23 protein-coding genes and 1 tRNA gene are annotated in these 20778 nt (G+C 50.9%); 11 read left to right on the top strand and 13 right to left on the bottom strand.

Going from position 1 to position 20778, the window contains the following annotated elements; translation table 11 throughout:
• The first annotated feature begins 96 nt into the window (after positions 1–96).
• Positions 97–654: a YggT family protein gene (locus DQM29_RS02550; RefSeq protein WP_111739163.1), complete on the top strand. Its 558-nt coding sequence runs from the start codon at positions 97–99 to the stop codon at positions 652–654.
• A complete protein-coding gene (gene yggU / locus DQM29_RS02545) occupies positions 642–944 on the top strand; it encodes a DUF167 family protein YggU (protein ID WP_111739162.1) in 303 nt (100 codons plus the stop codon). Before DQM29_RS02550 ends, yggU begins: the two co-directional genes overlap by 13 nt.
• On the opposite strand, the gene DQM29_RS02540 is transcribed toward yggU, so the two are convergent.
• Complete coding sequence (locus DQM29_RS02540; protein WP_111739161.1) at positions 941–1756, bottom strand: CDP-diacylglycerol diphosphatase; 816 nt, start codon at positions 1754–1756, stop codon at positions 941–943. The genes yggU and DQM29_RS02540 overlap by 4 nt on opposite strands.
• A 252-nt stretch (positions 1757–2008) precedes the next feature.
• Here DQM29_RS02540 and rdgB point away from each other — a divergent pair, with 252 nt between their 5' ends.
• Entirely contained in the window at positions 2009–2602 is a 594-nt protein-coding gene (gene rdgB, locus DQM29_RS02535) for an RdgB/HAM1 family non-canonical purine NTP pyrophosphatase (RefSeq protein WP_111739160.1), read from the top strand.
• Entirely contained in the window at positions 2595–3725 is a 1131-nt protein-coding gene (gene hemW / locus DQM29_RS02530; RefSeq protein WP_111739159.1) for a radical SAM family heme chaperone HemW, read from the top strand. The genes rdgB and hemW overlap by 8 nt, the downstream gene beginning before the upstream one ends.
• 58 nt (positions 3726–3783) lie before the next feature.
• On the opposite strand, the gene DQM29_RS02525 is transcribed toward hemW, so the two are convergent.
• From DQM29_RS02525 to trmB, 3 genes are all read right to left on the bottom strand, one after another.
• The gene (locus DQM29_RS02525) at positions 3784–4509 is read right to left on the bottom strand and encodes a DUF2884 family protein (RefSeq protein ID WP_111739158.1); all 726 of its coding nucleotides are present in this window, start codon (positions 4507–4509) and stop codon (positions 3784–3786) included.
• 141 nt (positions 4510–4650) lie between these two features.
• Positions 4651–4986, bottom strand: a complete 336-nt coding sequence (locus tag DQM29_RS02520) for a YggL 50S ribosome-binding family protein (protein WP_111739157.1) — start codon at positions 4984–4986, stop codon at positions 4651–4653.
• Positions 4986–5705 (bottom strand): tRNA (guanosine(46)-N7)-methyltransferase TrmB, encoded by a 720-nt coding sequence (gene trmB / locus DQM29_RS02515; protein WP_111739156.1) that lies wholly within the window; start codon positions 5703–5705, stop codon positions 4986–4988. Before trmB ends, DQM29_RS02520 begins: the two co-directional genes overlap by 1 nt.
• 232 nt (positions 5706–5937) lie before the next feature.
• Between trmB and mutY the strand changes: the two genes are divergently transcribed.
• The 4 genes from mutY to DQM29_RS02495 all read left to right on the top strand — a co-directional run bounded on the left by mutY (position 5938) and on the right by DQM29_RS02495 (position 9317).
• A complete protein-coding gene (gene mutY, locus DQM29_RS02510; RefSeq protein WP_111739155.1) occupies positions 5938–6984 on the top strand; it encodes an A/G-specific adenine glycosylase in 1047 nt (348 codons plus the stop codon).
• Positions 6985–6998: 14 nt separating this feature from the next.
• Complete coding sequence (locus DQM29_RS02505; protein WP_111739154.1) at positions 6999–7271, top strand: oxidative damage protection protein; 273 nt, start codon at positions 6999–7001, stop codon at positions 7269–7271.
• A gap of 144 nt (positions 7272–7415) precedes the next feature.
• Complete coding sequence (mltC, locus tag DQM29_RS02500; RefSeq protein WP_111741964.1) at positions 7416–8489, top strand: membrane-bound lytic murein transglycosylase MltC; 1074 nt, start codon at positions 7416–7418, stop codon at positions 8487–8489.
• Positions 8490–8570: 81 nt separating this feature from the next.
• Positions 8571–9317: a nucleoside/nucleotide kinase family protein gene (locus DQM29_RS02495; RefSeq protein ID WP_111739153.1), complete on the top strand. Its 747-nt coding sequence runs from the start codon at positions 8571–8573 to the stop codon at positions 9315–9317.
• A gap of 42 nt (positions 9318–9359) precedes the next feature.
• Here DQM29_RS02495 and DQM29_RS02490 read toward each other — a convergent pair whose 3' ends face one another.
• The 6 genes from DQM29_RS02490 to DQM29_RS02465 form a co-directional block, all read right to left on the bottom strand.
• Positions 9360–10538 (bottom strand): acetyl-CoA C-acetyltransferase, encoded by a 1179-nt coding sequence (locus DQM29_RS02490; protein WP_111739152.1) that lies wholly within the window; start codon positions 10536–10538, stop codon positions 9360–9362.
• Between the two features lie 11 nt (positions 10539–10549).
• A complete protein-coding gene (locus DQM29_RS02485) occupies positions 10550–11197 on the bottom strand; it encodes a 3-oxoacid CoA-transferase subunit B (RefSeq protein ID WP_111739151.1) in 648 nt (215 codons plus the stop codon).
• Positions 11197–11853, bottom strand: a complete 657-nt coding sequence (atoD, locus tag DQM29_RS02480) for an acetate CoA-transferase subunit alpha (protein ID WP_111739150.1) — start codon at positions 11851–11853, stop codon at positions 11197–11199. Before atoD ends, DQM29_RS02485 begins: the two co-directional genes overlap by 1 nt.
• Positions 11854–11973: 120 nt before the next feature.
• On the bottom strand, positions 11974–12273 hold the full coding sequence (locus tag DQM29_RS02475) for an AtuA-related protein (protein WP_111739149.1): 300 nt from the start codon (positions 12271–12273) through the stop codon (positions 11974–11976).
• Positions 12274–12275: 2 nt separating this feature from the next.
• Positions 12276–13613, bottom strand: a complete 1338-nt coding sequence (locus DQM29_RS02470) for an acyclic terpene utilization AtuA family protein (protein ID WP_111739148.1) — start codon at positions 13611–13613, stop codon at positions 12276–12278.
• A 35-nt stretch (positions 13614–13648) separates the two neighbouring features.
• A complete protein-coding gene (locus tag DQM29_RS02465; protein ID WP_111741963.1) occupies positions 13649–14962 on the bottom strand; it encodes a CitMHS family transporter in 1314 nt (437 codons plus the stop codon).
• A 231-nt stretch (positions 14963–15193) separates the two neighbouring features.
• Here DQM29_RS02465 and DQM29_RS02460 point away from each other — a divergent pair, with 231 nt between their 5' ends.
• Positions 15194–16069, top strand: a complete 876-nt coding sequence (locus tag DQM29_RS02460; RefSeq protein ID WP_111739147.1) for a LysR family transcriptional regulator — start codon at positions 15194–15196, stop codon at positions 16067–16069.
• A gap of 119 nt (positions 16070–16188) precedes the next feature.
• A complete protein-coding gene (locus DQM29_RS02455) occupies positions 16189–17616 on the top strand; it encodes a sodium:proton antiporter (RefSeq protein ID WP_111739146.1) in 1428 nt (475 codons plus the stop codon).
• 77 nt (positions 17617–17693) lie between these two features.
• Here the strand turns inward: DQM29_RS02455 and DQM29_RS02450 are convergent, their stop codons facing one another.
• Positions 17694–18266, bottom strand: a complete 573-nt coding sequence (locus DQM29_RS02450; RefSeq protein ID WP_111739145.1) for a DUF2628 domain-containing protein — start codon at positions 18264–18266, stop codon at positions 17694–17696.
• Positions 18267–18394: 128 nt separating this feature from the next.
• A complete protein-coding gene (locus DQM29_RS02445; protein ID WP_111739144.1) occupies positions 18395–19075 on the bottom strand; it encodes a MarC family NAAT transporter in 681 nt (226 codons plus the stop codon).
• 283 nt (positions 19076–19358) lie between these two features.
• Between DQM29_RS02445 and DQM29_RS02440 the strand changes: the two genes are divergently transcribed.
• Positions 19359–19433 (top strand) — tRNA-Phe (locus DQM29_RS02440).
• A 61-nt stretch (positions 19434–19494) separates the two neighbouring features.
• Here DQM29_RS02440 and DQM29_RS02435 read toward each other — a convergent pair.
• Positions 19495–20751: an O-antigen ligase family protein gene (locus DQM29_RS02435; protein WP_111739143.1), complete on the bottom strand. Its 1257-nt coding sequence runs from the start codon at positions 20749–20751 to the stop codon at positions 19495–19497.
• Between the last annotated feature and the right edge of the window lie 27 nt (positions 20752–20778).

The following is a 20778-nucleotide window of genomic DNA, read 5'->3' as shown; positions in this document are numbered from 1 at the left end:
GGCAAGCTGCCATTTTTCCCTGATTTACTATATGCTAAGGCGCTAGACGAAAGTGTTTCTGCGCCTTAAGCACGAGTAATAACCAAAGGGCTATACATGCAATTTTTATCGTTTGTTCTTTTTACCGTACTCGATCTCTACGTGTCCGTCCTGCTGCTCAGGGTGTGGATGCAGTGGGCGAGAGCCGATTTCTATAATCCGTTCTCTCAGTTTGTCGTCAAGATAACCCAGCCGGTACTCGGGCCACTGCGCCGAATTATTCCCTCAATCGGGCCAGTAGACACCGCGTCAGTGCTGTTTGCCTACTTGCTTATTTTAATCAAGTACATCGCCGGACTATGGTTCCTCAACGGCGTAATGCTGTTTTTCCCGCTCTACCTGCCGTTATCGCTAATTGAACTCCTGAGTGCCGCAGGAAAGCTGGTGTTCTGGCTGGTTATCATTCGCGCTCTGATGAGTTGGATAAGCCAAGGGAGAAACCCTGTCGACCAGCTGCTGATCCAGCTTACTGAGCCTCTTCTGCATCCGATTCGCCGCCTGCTTCCCTCAATGGGAGGCCTCGATCTGTCACCGATGATCCTGATGCTCATTCTGTATGCGCTGAACTATCTTAAAGCCGACGTTCTAGAGCTTTTAGTGACGTGGATGCGATAGAAATACAGTCCGGAGCCATAGTGCTCCGGCTTTATATTCAGCCCAAGGCCAGCCGGGATCAGATTGTTGGCCTGCACGGTGACGAGCTTAAAGTCGCCATCACCGCTCCGCCGGTTGACGGTCAGGCTAATGCCCACTTGATCAAGTATCTTGCCAAGCAGTTTCGCGTGCCGAAGGGCGCGGTGGACATTGAAAAAGGGGAGCTGGGTCGGCACAAACAGGTGAAAATTCACGATCCTAAGCAAGTGCCTGAAGAAATCACTCTTCTGCTAAAGGAACTGGGTCACTAGCCCAGCACTCGCGTTGTTTTGAGCAAATCACACTGATAGTCCTGAATATCACCGGTATATCCGGGATTCAGCGACAGCGCGTCCATCCGGTTTACCATCAATAAATACATGGGTCGATTATCAAGATCGCTGTAGGCCACCAGAGCAATGCCGTACTTACTCATTTCTTCAGCAGCGCCAGGCAGCTCTTTTGCCATCCGCCGGAACGGACTCATTTCTTGGAACTGGCTTTCCGTCAGAGTTCTCGCCAGATAGTGAGAGCCGTTTAAGCCGTATTCTACCGGCATCCACTGCTCGCTAAAGCGCTCTATCTGACTATCAAGCTGCGCTTTAATCTCCGGCCTGATGCAGGCAATGTGGATATGCAGCTGCTCTTGGCTGCGCGCATAGGCTGAATTGACCGTTAACGAAACCATATTGCGGGCCACAGGGCGATCGGAGGCCTGTGCCAGATAGCCTCGCGCCTGCCATGCCTTAAGGAAATAGTGTGTTGTTTCAGGCTGCTGCAAGACAGGGCTTTCTAGTCCCTCAATTTTCACCGTAGGGATCAGTAAAAAGTGCAAAGGCCCTTTGCGATCTTTAAACACCGTATAGCCGTGCTCTTCATCTGGCGTCAATACGACACTAACGCAGGATGCATTGGCGTTCTCCTGCACTTTCGCATGAGGTACACATTCTCCGTTAACGATATTCCAAAGCTCGTCGGAGTGAATGTAGCGCCATCCCCACAGCGCGGCCAGTGAGATTGCCACCGCGCCAATAAAGACGATCAGACAAACCACCCAGTTGAGTCGCGTTTTTCTCTTTTTCATGATACCTGGACAGCTGAACCCCTCATGCTTTCGTAAGGCTTATTATAACACATATGTAACATTTCATTTTAATGTACAAACGAATATTTCCTCCCGAACCCCACAACAAAACGAGCCGAGCTGAAGAAATCACTCAGCCGAAGATGTTGGTTTAGGGTATGCTATAGCGCTGATGCCACGCGTTGTTCACCAGACTGCGCATCGGTGGCAGCGTTCATCTCTTCCCCATGCACTCTCACAGGTGAATCTCTCATGCAGAAAGTTGTTCTTGCCACCGGAAACCCCGGTAAAGTCCGCGAACTGGCTAACCTTTTGGGCGATTTTGGCTTCGACGTTATCGCGCAAACCGACCTTGGCGTAGACTCCGCCGAAGAGACCGGATTAACCTTTATTGAAAACGCCATTATCAAAGCGCGGCACGCGGCACAGGTCACAGGTCTTCCCGCCATTGCCGACGATTCTGGCATCGCCGTTGACGCCATCGGTGGAGCGCCCGGCATTTACTCTGCCCGCTACGCGGGCGTTGATGCCAGTGATACAGAGAATCTTAACAAGCTGCTGGAAACCCTGAAAGACATTCCTGAAGGGCAGCGTCAGGCACAGTTCCACTGCGTGTTGGTATATATGCGCCATGCCGAAGACCCCATTCCGCTGGTGTTCCACGCCAGCTGGCCCGGGGAAGTTCTGTTCAGCCCGGCGGGAAAAGGCGGCTTTGGCTACGATCCCATTTTCTATATTCCCGAGCTAAACTGCACGGCCGCTGAACTAAGCCATGAGCATAAGAGCAAGATCTCTCACCGCGGTCAGGCACTGAGCATGCTGCTGGACGCTCTGCGCCGTGCCTAATATGCCACCTCTGAGCCTGTATATTCACATTCCCTGGTGCGTGCAGAAGTGCCCCTACTGTGACTTCAACTCACACGCACTCAAGGGAGAAGTACCCCATGAGGCCTATGTCGGACATCTGCTGGCCGACCTTGACGCATCGCTAGCCCTTGTTGGCGATCGTCCCCTTGGTTCAATCTTTATCGGTGGAGGGACACCCAGTCTGCTGAGCGGCAGCGCTATGCAGCTGCTGATGGACGGCGTGCGGCAAAGGCTACCTCTGCTCCCCAATGCTGAAGTCACCATGGAAGCCAACCCCGGAACCGTAGAGGCTGCGCGCTTTGCCGCCTATCAGAACGCGGGAATTAACCGGATCTCCATTGGCGTGCAGAGCTTTAACCCTGAAAAGCTGCAAAGGCTGGGGCGCATTCACGGGCCACAGGAGGCCATAGCGGCCGCCCGTCTCGCCAAAAGGCTCGGCCTTCGCAGCTTTAACCTCGATTTAATGCACGGCCTGCCCGACCAAACGCAGGAACAGGCGCTGGACGACCTGCGTCAGGCAATAGATCTCGAGCCTCCACACCTCTCTTGGTACCAGTTGACGATTGAACCCAACACTCTGTTTGGCTCCCGTCCACCGACACTGCCCGACGACGAGGCCCTGTGGGATATCTACCAGCGCGGTCATCAGCTCTTGAGCGAAGCGGGTTATCAGCAGTATGAGACCTCGGCCTATGCCAAGCCCAGCTATCGCTGCCAGCATAACCTGAACTACTGGCGCTTTGGCGACTATCTGGGCATTGGCTGTGGAGCTCACGGAAAAGTCAGTCTTAACGACGAGCGCATTGTCCGAACGGTAAAAACTCGCCATCCGCGTGGCTATATGGAAGGCAATTACCTTGACCAACAGCACGACGTTGAGCCAGAAGATCTCCCGTTTGAATTCTTTATGAATCGCTTTCGCCTGCTGGAACCCTGCCCGAGAGAGCAGTTTGGGCTATTAACCGGCCTTGACGAAAAGACTATACGCCAGAATATCGATCGGGCGCTGAAGGCGGGGTACATCACGGAGTCGGATACAGAGTGGCAGGTTACGGAGAAAGGAAAGCTGTTTCTAAACTCGCTGCTGGAACTGTTTTTATAAAAATTAGAAAGACAAAGGCCGGGCGATAATTGAAATCTCCCGGCCTTTGACAAAAAGATTACTGCGGCAGCGCCTTGATAAGCGCAGCTCGCTGGCTGTCCAGCGCGGTCAAACGGCCACAGGCGTCTTTACCAAACTGATCAAAGTCTTTCTCCTGCTTTTTCCATTCGTCCTTAATTTCCTGCTGAACGCCCCCTAGGCTACCCAATACGGCCTGAAGTGGGTTATTTGACTTACCGCCCTTCGCTAGTGCCTGAACCCCTAGCTCGTTAATGCTGTCCTGTAGGACTCCGCCCATTGCGCTTTGTACAACGGTACGACTGTTCGATTCAACCTGACTCAGCGCCTGATGATGGAACACAAAGCCGTCCTGACGGGGCTCTAACACCTTCTCCATTTCTTTGGTCAGGTCTGCTGTCAGCGCTGTCAGACGATTGCGCACGTTACTCTCTTTACCCAACTGCTTAACGATAATGCCGTCCAGCGCTTTTTGCGCGACAACCAGACGAGAACGAACGCCGTCGTTAATGTAGGGGAAATCGCCGCGAATACCCTGCTGCAATGTTACCGCCTGAGCGCGCACCGCGTCAGACAGCACAAGAGCCTGGCCGTTTCTCGTCACGTCACCGTTTTTATTAATCACCAGATTTCCGCTGGCGCCGACGATTTCCACGGTTTGCGCACTGATCGTAATGTCATCCTGCGGCTGAACCGGGCACTTATAGGCCGCCTGCGCCTGAGCGGCAGCCAGTAACAGCAGCACCGCACCGGTTTTTCGTAACATAGTTGTTCCTCAACGTTGTTCACTGTGTGGGGTCTATGCGCTGACTTGGGCCTGCGGCCTATCGCGCGGAATGAGCCAAAAAATAACACGCCCGGTAAGAAACCGGGCGAAATTTACATAACATTAACCACGCACGCGCGATTATTCGACGTCAAAGTAGTTGATGTCCATCAGCTCGCCGACGCGAACGTCGATCATGCCTTTATCTTCCAGCCAGTTGCTCACCAAACCGCGGTGCTCTTCAGTACACTTGCCAATCTTCTGCAGGCAAACCAGACCTTCCCACTGAAGATAGCCGCCGCCTTCAAAAGACAGGTCGTGTTTTTCAAACACTTCGCCGATAAACTGATCGATGGTGGCGTCAACCTGCTCGATGGCCGTTCCTTCAGGAAACGACCAAGTTACGATAAAGCCAATTTCCTGAAACTCGTCGATGCGCATTTTCTTACGCAAACGGCGACTACGCTGATATGCCATTATTCAATCCTCTCAAACATCAAATCCCATACGCCGTGCCCTAAACGCTGCCCGCGAAGTTCAAACTTCGTCAGCGGGCGATCGTCCGGACGCGGCACATACGTACCGTCTACAGACAGATTCCGATAGACCGGAAGTGCATTCATGACTTCCAGCATGTGTTCCGCATAGTTTTCCCAGTCGGTTGCCATATGAAAAACGCCGCCGACTTTAAGCTTCTGCAAAATCGCCATCGCGAACGGCGTTTGCAAAATGCGGCGCTTGTGGTGACGAGCCTTGTGCCACGGGTCAGGGAAGAACAGTAGCACTCGACTTAGCGACGCGTCTGGGATCATCTTTTCCAGTACTTCGACCGCATCGTGACACATTACCCGCAGATTAGAAAGCTCGGCCTCATGGGCAGCCGACAGGCAGGCACCCACGCCGGGGCTATGTACCTCGATGCCGAGAAAGTCCTGTTCAGGGCTTTCCTTCGCCATCTTCACCAGTGACATTCCCATACCAAAGCCGATTTCCAGCGTAATCGGAGCGCTGCGGCCAAACAGCGTGGGGAAATCCAGCGCCTGCTCTTCAAACTCTACGCCCATCGTCGGCCAGTAGTTGTCCAGCGCAAACTGCTGGCCTTTTGTCAGTCGCCCCTGTCGGCGCACAAAACTGCGGATGCGGCGCATCGCGCGTCCGTCTTCATTAAACTCGGGAGAAATTACGTCATTAATCATATAAAAGCTCTGTACATACGGTCGGCATTCACCACCCGTTTTTAATCCGCAGGTCTACGTTAGTTTGCGGCATGATAGCAAATTCTCCTCTTGTCCAAAACGCCGGAGGGTAAAAAGCACTCCTTGCGTATATCTCTCTTACAATAAAACGGTCACTTCGTGGTTTACTCAGGTCGGTGTCTGTGCTGGAATCTCGGCATCTTTTAAAATCTTAGGGAAGTATCACTGAGTTATGCTACAGGCAAAGGTATTTGCACAGGCCGTTTTGAGCTGGTATGAAAAATTTGGTCGTAAGACCCTCCCCTGGCAGATCGAAAAAACGCCCTATCACGTCTGGCTGTCCGAAGTGATGCTTCAACAGACTCAGGTCGCTACCGTTATTCCCTATTTCCAGCGCTTTATCGAGCGCTTTCCCGACGTCGCCTCTCTGGCCGCTGCGCCTACCGATGAAGTACTGCACCTGTGGACAGGGCTCGGCTACTACGCCCGAGGGCGCAATCTTCACAAAGCTGCACAGCAGATTGCCACAAAGCACGGCGGGAGCTTCCCCATTAGCTTCGACGATGTTGCCGACCTGCCCGGCGTAGGGCGCTCCACGGCGGGAGCTATACTCTCTTTGTCGCTTAACCAGCGCTACCCCATTCTAGACGGCAACGTAAAGCGAGTACTTGCTCGCTGCTATGCCGTTGCAGGCTGGCCGGGTAAGAAAGAGGTTGAGCACCGCCTGTGGGAAATCAGCGATGACGTCACCCCAGCAAAGGGGGTCGCACAGTTTAATCAGGCAATGATGGATCTGGGGGCGCTGGTGTGTACTCGCTCACGCCCCAAGTGCGAGCTTTGCCCTTTAAACAATGGCTGTGTGGCCTACGCCAATCAAAGCTGGAGAGACTACCCGGGTAAAAAACCAAAAAAACAGATCCCCGAAAGGAACGCCTGGTTTTTATTAATGAAAGACGGCGGGAAAGTCTGGTTGGAAAAAAGGCCTCCAATGGGTTTATGGGGCGGGCTTTACTGTTTCCCCCAGTTTAGCGAGCGCGAAGAGCTCAACGACTGGCTTTCCCAGCAGAAACTCGGTGCAGACGCTTTACAGCAGCTCACTGCGTTTCGCCATACGTTTAGCCACTTTCATTTAGACATTGTGCCAATGCTGTTAGACAGCGCAGACTTAAATAAAACCTGCCGTGAAGAAAAACCCGGCATCTGGTACGATTTGGCAAATCCCCCGTCGGTCGGCTTAGCCGCACCGGTTGAACGATTACTCCAGCAGCTTAGCAATTAACGTGAGGATGAAGCATGAGCAGAACCATTTTTTGCACCTATCTACAAAAAGAAGCCGAAGGGCAAGATTTTCAGCTTTATCCCGGTGAGCTAGGCAAACGCATTTTTAATGAAATATCTAAAGAAGCCTGGTCGCAGTGGATGGCAAAACAAACCATGCTTATCAACGAGAAAAAGCTCAATATGATGACTCCTGAGCACCGTAAGCTGCTTGAGCAGGAGATGGTGAACTTTCTGTTTGAAGGTAAAGACGTTCACATTGAAGGATATACGCCACCGAGTGAATAGACGCCTGTAGCTGCTCGATTCAAACCGCAGGCGCATCAGAGATGCTGAGAGGCTCAGGCTTCTCGCTGAAAACCAGCCTGCCGTTTGAACTATTGAGGGTGTAGTCATTAACCATACCAACAACGTCAGTCAATCATGCGAAATATAAAGAAAATCTGTGCACTCTTGTTGATTACGCCGCTGCTGTTTTCATGCGGCGGTGGCTCAAAGAAGCCTGTCGATGACGATCGCTACGTTAAGGATACCAACGGTTTTGATATCCTGATGGGGCAGTTTGCCCACAATGTTGAAAACATTTGGGGCCGCAGCGAAGTGCTAATCGCTGGCCCTAAAGACTATGTAAAATATACCGACCAGTACCAAACCCGCAGCCACATCAACTTTGATGCTGGGGTGATTACTGTGGAAACTATCAGCGCAGATCCGCAGGCCAGCCTGCGCAAAGCCATTATCACTACGTTGCTGATGGGTGAAGACCCGCAAACGACGGATCTGTATTCGGACGTTAACGATATCCAGCTGAGCAAAGAACCGTTCCTGTACGGCCAGGTTCTGGACTCAGACGGTAACACCATTCGCTGGGAGTGGCGCGCTAATCACTTTGCCGATTACCTGCTCCAAAATAAGCTGCAGCGCCGAAATTCTGGACTTAAAGTCATCTGGTCAGTAAACATTCCGCTAGTGCCCAACCACCTCGACAAGCGTGCCCACAAATATCTGCCATTGGTACGTCAGGCAGCCCGCAAGTACAACGTGGAAGAGTCGCTGATTCTGGCAATTATGCAGACGGAATCCAGCTTTAACCCTTATGCCGTCAGCAGCTCTGACGCCATTGGCCTGATGCAGGTTATGCAGCACACTGCGGGTAAAGACGTCTTTAAAATGCAGGGTAAATCCGGTCATCCTAGCCGCAGCTACCTGTTCGATCCGGCCAACAATATTGACGCCGGTACCGCCTATCTGTCCATTTTGCAAAACAGCTATCTGGGCGGTATCAGCAATCCGACCTCTCGCCGCTATGCTGTTATTACCGCCTATAACGGCGGTGCTGGCAGCGTGCTGCGCGTGTTCTCCAGCGACAGAAATCGGGCTCCTAGCGTCATTAACGGCATGGAGCCGGGCACTGTGTATGAAACGCTGACCACCAAGCACCCGTCAGCAGAATCGCGCAACTATCTGAAAAAGGTAAATACCGCGCAAAAAAGCTATCGTCGATAGGCGACGGCTTTAGCCGGATGCACAGGCACTGAGTGAGTTTTGCTGCGCTCAGCGCCTGTGCCGCCTTCAGGGAGAAAGTCGATGCATGTGGAACTTAACGTTAACGGCCTAAGCTACATCGCCACCTTTCCGGACAAAGACGTCCGCGACCTTCATCTGCCTCTGCTGCGCACACTGACTCGCCTACAGCGGGAAAAAAAGCGTCGGCTGGTCGTATTCTTGGCCGCACCGCCTGGGGTGGGAAAATCAACGTTGACTGCCTTCTGGCAGATGCTGTCCCGTCAGGAAACCGATGTTCAGGATCTTCAAGGGCTACCGATGGACGGCTTCCACCACTTCAACAGCTATCTGGATGAGCAGGGTCTGCGCGGCCGCAAGGGCGCGCCGGACACCTTTAATCTTGGGCTGCTGCAAGACCATCTGGCAGAATTGAAGTCGTCGGAGTCACGCTGGCCCAGCTATGACCGCAACCTGCACGATCCACAGCAAAATGCCATCGAAGTCACCTCGCCGATCGCGGTCGTCGAAGGCAACTGGCTATTGTTGAAAGAGCCGGGCTGGCAGGAGTTGATCCGCCGCTGCGACTACAGCATTTTTATCGGTAGCTACATCGATCGTTTAAAAGAGAGGCTGATCGCCCGCAAGATGAAGGGAGGCACTAGCCGAGAAGACGCGGAGCGCTTTTTTGAACAGTCCGATGGGCCGAACGTTATGCGAGCACTCACTCATAGCCGTAAAGCTGACCTGACGCTGGAAATGCTGAAAGATGGCTCTTATCGGCTAATCGACGGGCTTCTCGATGAAAAGCCCGTCGCCGTTGAACTCTGACTTCGGCGCAAAACCGCCGAAGTCATCATTCTCAGAGGAAAACTATACCCGCTCTACCACCATCGCGATGCCCTGACCGCCGCCAATGCACAGCGTCGCCAGCCCCATCGTTTTGTCATAGCCTTTCAGAGCGTGAACCAGCGTTACCAGGATCCTGGCGCCGCTGGCGCCGATAGGATGCCCAAGCGCGATAGCACCACCGTTGACGTTAACCTTCTGCGGATCAAAACCTAAATCGCGCCCTACCGCCAAGAACTGAGCGGCAAACGCCTCATTGGCCTCAATCAGATCGATATCGTTCAGGCTGACACCGGCCATTTTCATCGCCTTACGCGATGCAGGAACCGGCCCAATACCCATGACGTCAGGCTCAACGCCCGCCGATGCCCAGCCGCGAATGCGGGCTAAAGGCTTCAGCCCGCGTGCAGTGGCTTCGTCTTCACGCATCAGCATTAAAATAGCCGCGGCGTCGTTAATACCGGACGCGTTGCCTGCCGTGACGGTACCGTCCGGCTTAAACGCAGGGCGCAGGCTGGCTAGCGTTTCCATGGTGGTATCACCGCGCGGGTATTCATCCTGACTAAACAGCGTCGTACCCTTGCGGCTCTTGAGTTCAATTGGCACGATTTCATCAACAAAGCGACCGGCTTCAATCGCTGCAATCGCCTTTTGCTGGGAAGCCAGCGCCACCGCATCCTGCTCTTCACGGCTTAACCCGTAGCGCTGAGCCACGTTTTCTGCCGTAATGCCCATATGATAGTCGTTGAACGCGCACCACAGGCCGTCTTTAATCATAGAGTCAACCAGCGTGCCGTTGCCCATCCGATAGCCTTGGCGAGCCTTGTCCAGCAGATAAGGCGCCGCGCTCATATTTTCCATACCGCCGCTGACCACCACCGAGGCACAGCCGGACAAAATAGCCTGAGCGCCAAGGGCGACAGTTTTCAAACCAGAGCCACAAACTTTATTAACGGAAAACGCTGAGGTCTCAATAGACAATCCTGCCTTTACGGCCGCCTGACGGGCCGGGTTCTGACCAAGACCGGACTGCAATACGTTCCCCAGAATAACCTCATCGACGTTCAGATCGTCGGGCAGGTTTTTCATACATTCGGCAATCACCTTCGCACCCAAATCAACAGCGGGGACGCCAGCCAGCGCGCCGCCAAATTTGCCGATCGCCGTTCTCTTGGCTGCAACAATAACAACAGAGTGAGTCATCTTTTCTCTCCTTACTCAACGCTTAGAGGGCGCAGGTCGTCAGCAACGGTAAAGTTGGCTTCGGTCATTTCCCGCAGCTTATCAAGGGTGATGTCCTGACTAAGTTCAGTCAGCGTCATTTGCCCGTCAATAAAGCTAAAAACCGCGTATTCCGTTACCACCATGCTGACTTTACCCTTCGCCGTCAGCGGGAAATTACAGCGGTGCAGCAGCTTGGCGCCACCGTCTTTGGCGCAGTGTTCCATCGCGATAATGACTTTCTTGGCGCCTGCAACCAGATCCATTGCGCCGCCCATGCCGGGTACCATTTTCCCCGGCACCATCCAGTTCGCGAGATTGGCCTCTTCGTCGACCTGTAATCCACCCAGTACGCAAACGTCTACATGACCGCCGCGGATCAGGGCGAAGGAGAAAGCGCTGTCAAACATCGCAGCTCCGGGAACCAAACCGCACGGCTGACCGCCGGCGTTAACCAAATTAGTATCCGGTTGAGTGACTGGCCCCAGACCTAAAAAGCCGTTTTCCGACTGTAGCGTGACGTGAATATCGTTAGGCAGGTAGTTTGCTACCTGAGTAGGCAGACCAATCCCCAGGTTAACGACGTCGCCGTCCTTTAGCTCTTTCGCTACGCGGCGAGCAATCATTTCTTTGGCGTTCATTACGCTTCTCCCAAATAGAGTTGATCTACCAGCGCACCCGGTGTCATTACGGCATCTGGAGCGATTTCACCCACGTTAACAATTTCATCGCACTGGGCGATGACTCGGTCCGCTGCCAGCGCGATGATGGGGTTAAAATTGCGCGCCGTCAGGGAGTAAACCAGATTACCGTTTCGGTCAGCCTTGGCCGCCTGCAAAATAGCCAAGTCTGCACGCAGCGGCAGCTCAAGCAGATACTCCACGCCGTTTTGGATTATCTTTTGCTTGCCCTCTTCAACAACGGTGCCCACGCCAGTGGTCGTCAAAAAGCCACCCAGACCAGCACCGCCGCAGCGGATGCGCTCTACCAGCGTGCCTTGAGGAACCAGCTCAACGTCCATTTCGCCGGCAATCATGCGGCGACCGGTTTCTGGGTTTGTGCCAATGTGGGAAGCGATCACTTTCTTTACCTGCCCGCTGGCAACCAGCGGCCCAACGCCGGTATCGACGAAGCCAGTGTCGTTACCAATAAGCGTCAGATCCTTTACGCCCGAGGCTAAAATTTCGGCAACCAGCGCTGCTGGAGTACCCACAGCCATAAATCCGCCGAACATGATGGTCATCCCGTCGCGCAGACTGGCGCGGAAAGCCTCAAGACTGATTTGTTTATCCTTCATTGCCCTTCTCCGGCCGAACTGAGACAAAAGCATCCCCACTACGGAGGCGTGCGCCGCAGTCGACGTTAATTAGCGTTATGTGTTAATGAAGGGCCGAGCGAGCGCTCGGCCCTGTAGGCTTTAGATATCCATGTTCATCATGGCAGAGCTTAGCCCTTTACCGTGCATATCCAGCGCCAGCGAACGCGTGACGCCGCCGCCCAAAGCACCGTACATGACAAAGTTCAGCGCGCCGATAGCCGGCAGCTCGTATCGGACAACTTCGCCCTTCACGATGTCAGAAAAATAGGCTTTCACCTTCTCTGCCGTGACGGCGCTCTTCAGCTTTTCGTAGTCGTCCATGGAATAGGCAATGACGGAAATGTTTGACGTATTGCCTTTGTCTCCAGTGCGTGAGTGTGCAATTTCGCGCAGTTTCATGACTAAATCTCCAAAAATTCGACGGTTGCAGTGACCAGTTCGCGAGAAATCAACGTTGAATCCATCGCCAGAATTTCTTTAACCGACTTGGTCGCACCGCCGCCGCCGGCAGGGCCGTTGGTATACAGAGTTTCGACTTCGTTACCCACTTTGGCCGCTTCACTGCGGGTTTGGCAGCGAGCCGCTACGCGAGCGCGAACTTCATACGGCTGACAGCCCTGTGACAAAGCGTCGGCGTGCAGGGAGTTAACGCCAATCAGGTCATAACGAGTTTCTTCTGGTGCGAAACCGCACAGGGCAAACCGCTCTTTCACAATATCCAGCGCCAGCTGACCGCGCTCTACGGCACCCGGGCCGGCGTAAGAAATTTCGCCTTCGCCAATAAAACCGTCCTGATAGCCAACGGAAACCTTCAGCGTGCCTGTGCGCTCAGAGCCGGTACCGCCCTTAACTTCAACGCGATCTGCACCAACCTGAGTGAAGGTCACGTGAGAAAAATCGGCCACGACGTCAGGCGTCAGGTAGCGATCCGGCTTGTGAATTTCATAGAGCATTTGCTCTTTGCAGGTATCTACCGTTACGCAACCGCCGGAGCCAGCCACTTTAGTAATCACTGCGTCGCCGTTCTCATCGATTTCGGCGATGGGGAATCCCAACCGCGCCAGATTAGGAACATCTTTATAGCCTGGGTCAGCGTAGTAACCGCCGGTGATCTGGCCGCCGCACTCCAGCAGGTGCCCGATCAGGGTGCCTTTGCCCAGTTGCTCCCAGTCGTTAGCCTTCCAGCCAAACTCATACATCATAGGTGCTAGGAACAGAGAAGGATCCGAGACGCGCCCGGCTATCACCACGTCGGCGCCGTTCTTTAATGCCTCAACCATTGCCTCTGCCCCCAGATAGGCGTTAGCGGAAATAATCTGCTTACCGCATTCCGCAATGGGCTGGCCAATTTCATCCAGCTTAACGTTGGCCTTAGTGGCTACGCTCAGGACGTCATCGCCGCTGACGACAGCAATTTTCAGCTTTTTCACGCCCATTGAGCGAGCGATGTCAGCGACCAGCTTGCCGGCATACTGCGGGTTAGCGGATCCCATATTGGTAATAATCTTGATGCCTTTCTCGATGCAGACCGGCAGTACGGCCTTCATTCGATCCGCCAACAGCTCGTTAAAGCCTTTTGTAGGATCCGCCGCCTTCTGCTTTTGCCCAATAGCGATAGTGCGCTCAGCCAAACACTCAAACACCAGATACTGGATGTCGCCCTTTTCAGCCAGCTCTACTGCCGGCTCAATACGGTCACCGGCATAGCCAGCACCACCGCCAATTCTTAATTTTTTCATAGTCATTACTCTTAACTCATCTATCTACGTAGAAATTAAATCGGGAATATGCCAAACAGCACCGCCGCAATGGTCATCACAATGGAAGCGGCCCACAGGAAGAAGAAGGTAAACTTTTGATGCTCGCCCAAATCTATACCGGCTAGGCCAACTAGCAGGAACGTCGCTGGCGTCAGTGGGCTTACAGGGAAGCCTGTCGTCATTTGACCAAGGATGGCTGCCTGCCCCATCTCCATAGCCGGAACCCCCAAGTGCTGACCAGCGGTTGCCATTACAGGTAGAACGCCGAAGTAGAAGGAGTCTGGGTCAAAAATCATGCTTAACGGCATCGCGATTAAGCCGATAATGAAAGGGAAGTGTGATGCTGATTCCGCCGGAATATGCGCAGCCATATAGGACGCCATTTCCTTAAGCATGCCGGAATCTTTCATGATGCCAGTGAAAATACCCGCAGCAAACAGGATACCCGCCATCATCAGCGCCGATTTGGCGTGAGCGTCAATACGGGCTTTCTGCTGTTCAGGTTTGCGGTAGTTAATCAGCAGCGCCAGCACCGTACCCAGCATAAAGCAGACTATAGGCGCTACTTTACCGCTAATCATGGTACCAATAACGATAACAACCAGCCCAATGTTGACTAAAAACAGCTTGGGGCGGCGAATAGCCAGCTCCTCTTCTGTCAGTTCAGTACGATGATGGTCTGCACCAGACACCGACAATGAGCCAGTGCTGTAGCCCAGACGCTTTTCTTCGCGTTTACCCAGTAACCAACTGCAGATGTACACAAAGGCCAGCCCGGTCAACATAACCGGCAGCACTGGCAGGAACAGATCCATAACGGGAACGTTCAGGGATGACGCGGCTCGAAGCGTTGGCCCACCCCACGGCAGCATGTTACAGACGCCGGCGGCCATGGCGACAGAACAGGCCAGCACGCGCGGATCCATCTTCAGGCGCTTATACAGCGGCAGCATGGCTGGAACAACCACTAGAAAAGTGACTGCGCCGGAACCGTCAAGATGCACAATAGAGGCCAGCACGGCAGAGCCCAACACGATGCGCGACGGCTTGTTGCCAACGACCTTCAGAACTTTGTCGATGATGGGATCCAGCATGCCCGCATCGGTCAAAATGCCAAAGAACAGAATGGCGAAAACAAACATGCCGATAACCGGTGCAATGTTTTTCACGCCGCTAACCGCAAACTTGTTTACGGAAGCAACGTCAAAACCGGCCAGAAGCGCCATAATGACGGGTATTGAAATCAGCGCCGCCATTGGCGACATTTTTTTTGTCATAATCGCCGCCAAAACGACGATGATGGTGAGAAGTCCAAATAGAGCTATCATAGGTAAGATTTCCTGTTCTTGAACGTTATAGGAAACGAAATTAGAAATAGTTTTCAAGAGAATTTTTTTATTTTCGATTCCATACTAGCGGCGTGAAAAAAACAGGGAAATTCATTAATCAGATGACACTATTTAAAAGATGAATGAGTAATTAAATAGAATGCGTGTCCTATCACACTATAAAAAAAACAAATAGCTTATACAGTGTTCCCCTTTAGGAGAACGGTAGCTATGAATCTGTCGATTAAGCAATTTCGCGCCTTTCTGGCATTGTGCAAACACCGCAATTTTACTCGAGCGGCAGAATCCGTTTTTCTTTCTCAGCCAGCCTTTAGCAACCTCATCTACACGATAGAGAAAGAGGCGGGAGCTCGGCTGTTCGACCGAAAGCCAAAGACCGTTGAACTCACGCCTGATGGCGAGGTTTTTCAAAATATCGCACTCGGCATCATTAATGAATTTAATCTCGGGCTATCTCGCTGGCACGACCATATTAATCAGGAGCAGTTTAAAATCTCTATCGCGGTTTTACCTTCCATTGCGGTAAAGCTACTGCCTTCATACATTCAGCGCTTTCGCCTTATTCAACCTAAAGCTGCTTTTGATATTAAGGATTTACAGTCAGACTACTGCCTGTCTTCGGTTGTTAATGAAACGACTGAACTAGGAATGGTGGGATATTTACCCCAAGACAGCGGTGTCGAAAGCTACAAAATACACAGTGAAAGATATTATTTGGTTTTTAATCGCCACCATCCTTTAGCAAAAAGAGACACTATTCATCTAAAAGATATCAGTCACTCAACTGTTATTCGATTTGCTTCAACGACCAGTATTTACCAATCACTACATGTTGATATAACTAATAATAAAAACATTAACTATATCGATATTGAGCAACTGAGTACTCTATTCGGGCTTTTGCTCTCAAACTCTGGCATTACGTTTTTACCTGAGTTGACGCTATATATGTTTCAGCACCCAGATATTATGGTCAAACCCATCGCGGAAGAAACGTTAAGTCGCGATATTTATGTCATCCGCAAAAGCGGGAAGGCCCTTTCGGATATCAGTAAGCAATTTTATGATTTTCTCACTGAGTCCTGACTTATTCGCCCCTTTTGAAAACAAAAAGCCCACCGTACTTTGACAGCACTATCGGGTTTTTGCTCAAATGGATGTTTCCCAACGCTAATAATTATTTTATCAGAAGTGGAGTTCTCTCAATGGCTCACCGGTTAGCACTCAAACGACTAAAATATGTTGGCCTGCTCCTCGGGCTAACCACACCGGCCTTAAGCTTTGCCGCGGACGTTGACGGCGCAACTCTCAGCCTAGGCTGGGGCATTCCGTTTGTTGGCATTCTGTTGTCTATAGCCCTCTGCCCCTTACTTATTCCAACCATCTGGCACCACCACTTTGGGAAAATCACCGCACTGTGGTCAATCCTGTTTTTGGTTCCGTTCGCCATAACCTTTGGCGTTAGCACCAGCGTGGGCCTCGTCGCACACGCCATGTTCGCAGAATATATTCCGTTTATCATTCTGCTGTTTTCCCTGTTTACCGTTTCAGGGGGGATCCTCGTTCAGGGTAACCTTCACGGTTCGCCAAAGCTAAACACCGCGCTACTGGCTATCGGTACCGTTCTTGCGTCACTGATGGGAACAACCGGCGCAGCAATGCTGCTCATTCGCCCACTGATCCGAGCCAACGATAACCGTAAGCACCGCGTCCACGTGGTTATCTTCTTTATTTTTCTGGTGGCAAATATCGGCGGTGGTCTTACGCCGCTGGGCGATCCGCCGCTGTTTATCGGCTTCCTGAAAGGGGTAGATTTCTTCTGGACAGCGGTTCATATGCTGCCGCCAGTGCTTATCAGCAGCCTGATTCTGTTAGTCATGTTCTATTTTGTCGATAGCTACTACTATAAGCGCGAAGACGAGATCGAGCAGCGAGATCCAACGCCAGACTCAAAGCTGCGCCTGTACGGCAAGTTCAATTTTGTCCTGCTGCTGGCCATCATCGGCTGTGTTCTGCTTTCCGGCTTCTGGCGCCCCGGCATTGAAGTGACCCTGCTGGGAGTACATATGGCGCTGCAGGATATTGTTCGCGACATCGCTCTGTTAGTCATCGCAGGAATATCCATTGCCGTTACCGCCAAGCCTATCCGTGCAGGCAACGAGTTTAACTGGGACCCAATCCTTGAAGTCGCCAAACTGTTTGCAGGCATTTTTATCACCATCGGCCCAGTGCTGGCGATCCTGCGCGCCGGTTCAGAAGGACATATGGCCGGTCTTGTCGCCATGGTTTCCGATTCACAGGGCGCACCAATTAACGCCATGTACTTTTGGCTAAGCGGCGCTCTTTCCGGTTTTCTGGACAACGCACCAACCTATCTGGTGTTCTTTAATCTCGCTGCCGGCGATGCCAATGTCCTCATGAACCAGCTACCGCAAACGCTGCTGGCAATCTCGATGGGCTCTGTCTTCATGGGCGCCCTAACCTACATCGGCAACGCGCCAAACTTTATGGTGAAAAGCATAGCAACCCAGAGGGGCATCGACATGCCGAGCTTCTTTGGCTATATGAAGTGGTCATTTGGCATTCTTATTCCGATGTTCCTCGTGCTCACAGTGATTTTCTTTTTGCTCTAAGCATTTGTTCTAAAGTAAAGGGCCCGATGTTTTCACATCGGGCCCTTTGTATATTCAAATAAGAGAAGCTAGCTTTTCTAGATGCCCGCCAGCATGAGCACCACAAAAAGCAGCGCCATAGTTCCTAGCAGCGCGCCAATATTAGTACCGCCTTTCGCCTTTAGCGCAGGAATAATGTCATTTCCCTTTGCATAGGACAGCGTCTCAGCTATCTTTTTATCAATGTGCATCTTATACAGTCGATTCGCCCATATCCCAGCGGCAACGCCCAGAACAATGCTGGTCACGTTAATCATCACCTCTGAAATTCCCATCAACTCCTGCACGCTGGCTAGCACAAAGCCAAGCACCAGATAAAGAACCGCATAGAGATACATTTTACGGTATATAAACCAGAATGCGCCGAAGAAAAACGCAGTCCAGTTCCAGCTTTTGGGAATATCACCGCCGTTCGGGAAGAACGAGTAGTACTTACTGCCGACAAATACTTTGGAATAGCTTTCAGACGGAGCGTCAGGCGCATCGCCGGTAATTTCCGCTACCGTGTCGGAAACGGCATAGGGATTCACGGCTAAGGCCGCCTCATCACAAACGACACATAGACCGTCGTCGTTAACCGATATATTTCCACATTTCGAGCACTTCTCCATCGCATCTTCCCGTTGTTATTCAAATATTCTATTCACCATTCCGCTGTGCGAAACGCTAGAGAGCGCCTATAGTAACGCCCCTGATAGCGGCTTTCAACACGCGTAAAAGCCGCAAACAGTTTTAGGGACTAGGCGCCGGGGTAAGTTTTTATCAGTTCAAAAACGCCGTTGATAATGAACTGAACCCCCATACAGACCAGCAAAAACCCCATCACCCTGGAAACCGCTTCAATGCCGTTTTTCCCCAGCGCCTTCATAATAAGATCGGAGCTTCTCAGGCTGCCCCAGAGGATCAGCGCCAGCAGAATGCTGGTTAACACCACACTTACATACACAATCCAAGCGCTATAGCTGACGGCCTGATGCCAGGTTGATGCGGCAGAAATCACCATGGCGATCGTCCCGGGCCCTGCCGTGCTTGGCATCGCGATGGGGACAAACGCAATGCTCTGCGTTGCCGGTTTTAATACTTTCTCTTCCTCACTCTCAACCTTCAAAGGTTTGGGGACTGGCGGCGGTGGAAAAAGCATTCGAAAGCCAATATAGGCCACAATCAAACCACCGGCGATACGCAAGCCAGGAATCGAAATACCAAACAGCCTCATGACCAGTTCACCGCAGAAAAACGCAATCACGAGGATCAGAAAAACGTAAAACGATGCCATCATCCCCTGACGATGGCGCTCTTCGCGGGTCATATCCCCGCTCATGCTTAAAAACAGCGCCACCGAGGTTAGCGGATTAGTTAATGGCAATAGCAACACTAACCCAAGGCCAATCAAGTGAGCGATTTGTAAAACAACGTTCATAAACAACGGCCACCTGCTTTAACAATAAGCGGACTTAAGACATTCCCAATGCTCCGAGAAGCATCTTAAAAGGAACAAACGATAATTAAAGTGTATATTCACTTACCGTAACCAATCAGACAACACGCACTCTAACGGTTTCCTCTGTGTGCCTCAAGGGCAGGCTGTGCTATAGGTAAAGCCCAAAGTTGATTGAAAAAAGCGCAACCAGTTCAGTTTTATACCCCTACAGCATTAAAGTATTTGACCTTCCGGCCATAATCCGGTTTAATGTCGCTCCATTGCCCGGATAGCTCAGTCGGTAGAGCAGGGATTGAAAATCCCCGTGTCCTTGGTTCGATTCCGAGTCCGGGCACCATATTAAAAAACCCGCCTAGGCGGGTTTTTGTTTTTTCAGAATATCCAATCCATCGTAACGACTATATAGACTTCTCTCTTTTATCTGAAAGCAATAAAATTGAAAGAAACAGTGCGATTATCCACGATGCGGGGATAGGTTTTGCATGAGTAATAACGTCACTCAGGCCAAATAGTATTATTGATAGGGGAAAAACCAACAACAAATACTTTTTAGTTCGAATGCTGTAATAAATCAATGTGAAATAAAAGAACGCAAGGAATATAATGCCCAAAATTCCTCTTGTAGAAAGTGCTTCAATCACCTCATTATGCATATGAACATTAAGAAACAGTGTTGCCCCTTTATAAAGATTATCGCTCTCGCTTAATGCAATAATCTTTTTACCTCGTTCTTCCAGTGACTGCCATGACAGGCCATCCGGTGCACTCTCAATACCGGCTTTAATCATAGAAAGGCGCGCGCCAACAGAAGAAAGGCTATTGTTCGAGTTAACATAAAGAGAAACATCATAATTAACAGCGTTAATGCGTCCCTTAATTTCTTTGCCAAAAATAAATCCACATGAGAGTAGAAGAAATAGCATAGCTGCTACTATTTTTAACATGAAACTCTTTTGTTTACGGTATTCAATGATAAGCATTAAGATAATCATTAGAGGATACGCAACAATAGCAGACCGCGTTCCTGTCATTATGATTGCTGAAAAGCTTAACAAGAAGTTAAGATAAAATATTATCCAATGGTATTTTATCTTACTTCTTAAGAAGACAATAGAAGTGTAGAGCGCATTAAAAGTTATCATATAGGCTGCAATCGTTGCAGCCCCCATTTGACCAATATTTCCATTCATTGAAGAAAGTGGTATTCTAGGGGCATCTAAATAGATCCCTTGGTAAAAGGCTCTAGTTACTAAAATAATCTGGCCAATACATGCAGCAAGAAAAACATAATTTACTTTCTTCTTTGGAAATCGATAGTCACTCATCAACAAAAAAGTGAAAGCTCCCAAAAATAGCATCTTTCCTGCTTCAAGATAGCCCCGGTAACCATTCCTATAAACAACATCTGGAGTTTTATAGACTTCATACCACGTCAAATAAAAGCTTCCAAGAAGAAAAAGCCCAAGGCATAAAACAATGATATTTCTATCGTAAGAAAATCTTGGTTTAATAAGTAATAATAAGAAGGAAAAAGCACCGGTTATATTAATTATCTTATTTGATACATTGGGATCTATTGGGATAAAAATAAGACCAATAAGATAAGAAAAAAATATCAAATGGCAACCATTCTCTTTTAAACTTTTAGTTATCATGAGCTCACTTGCTTAAATTAGAGTAAA

This window comes from Leminorella richardii (genome assembly GCF_900478135.1).
Taxonomy (GTDB): Bacteria; Pseudomonadota; Gammaproteobacteria; order Enterobacterales; family Enterobacteriaceae; genus Leminorella; species Leminorella richardii.
Note: the sequence above shows the minus strand (reverse complement) of the source record. Positions and strands in the feature narration are given on the sequence as shown.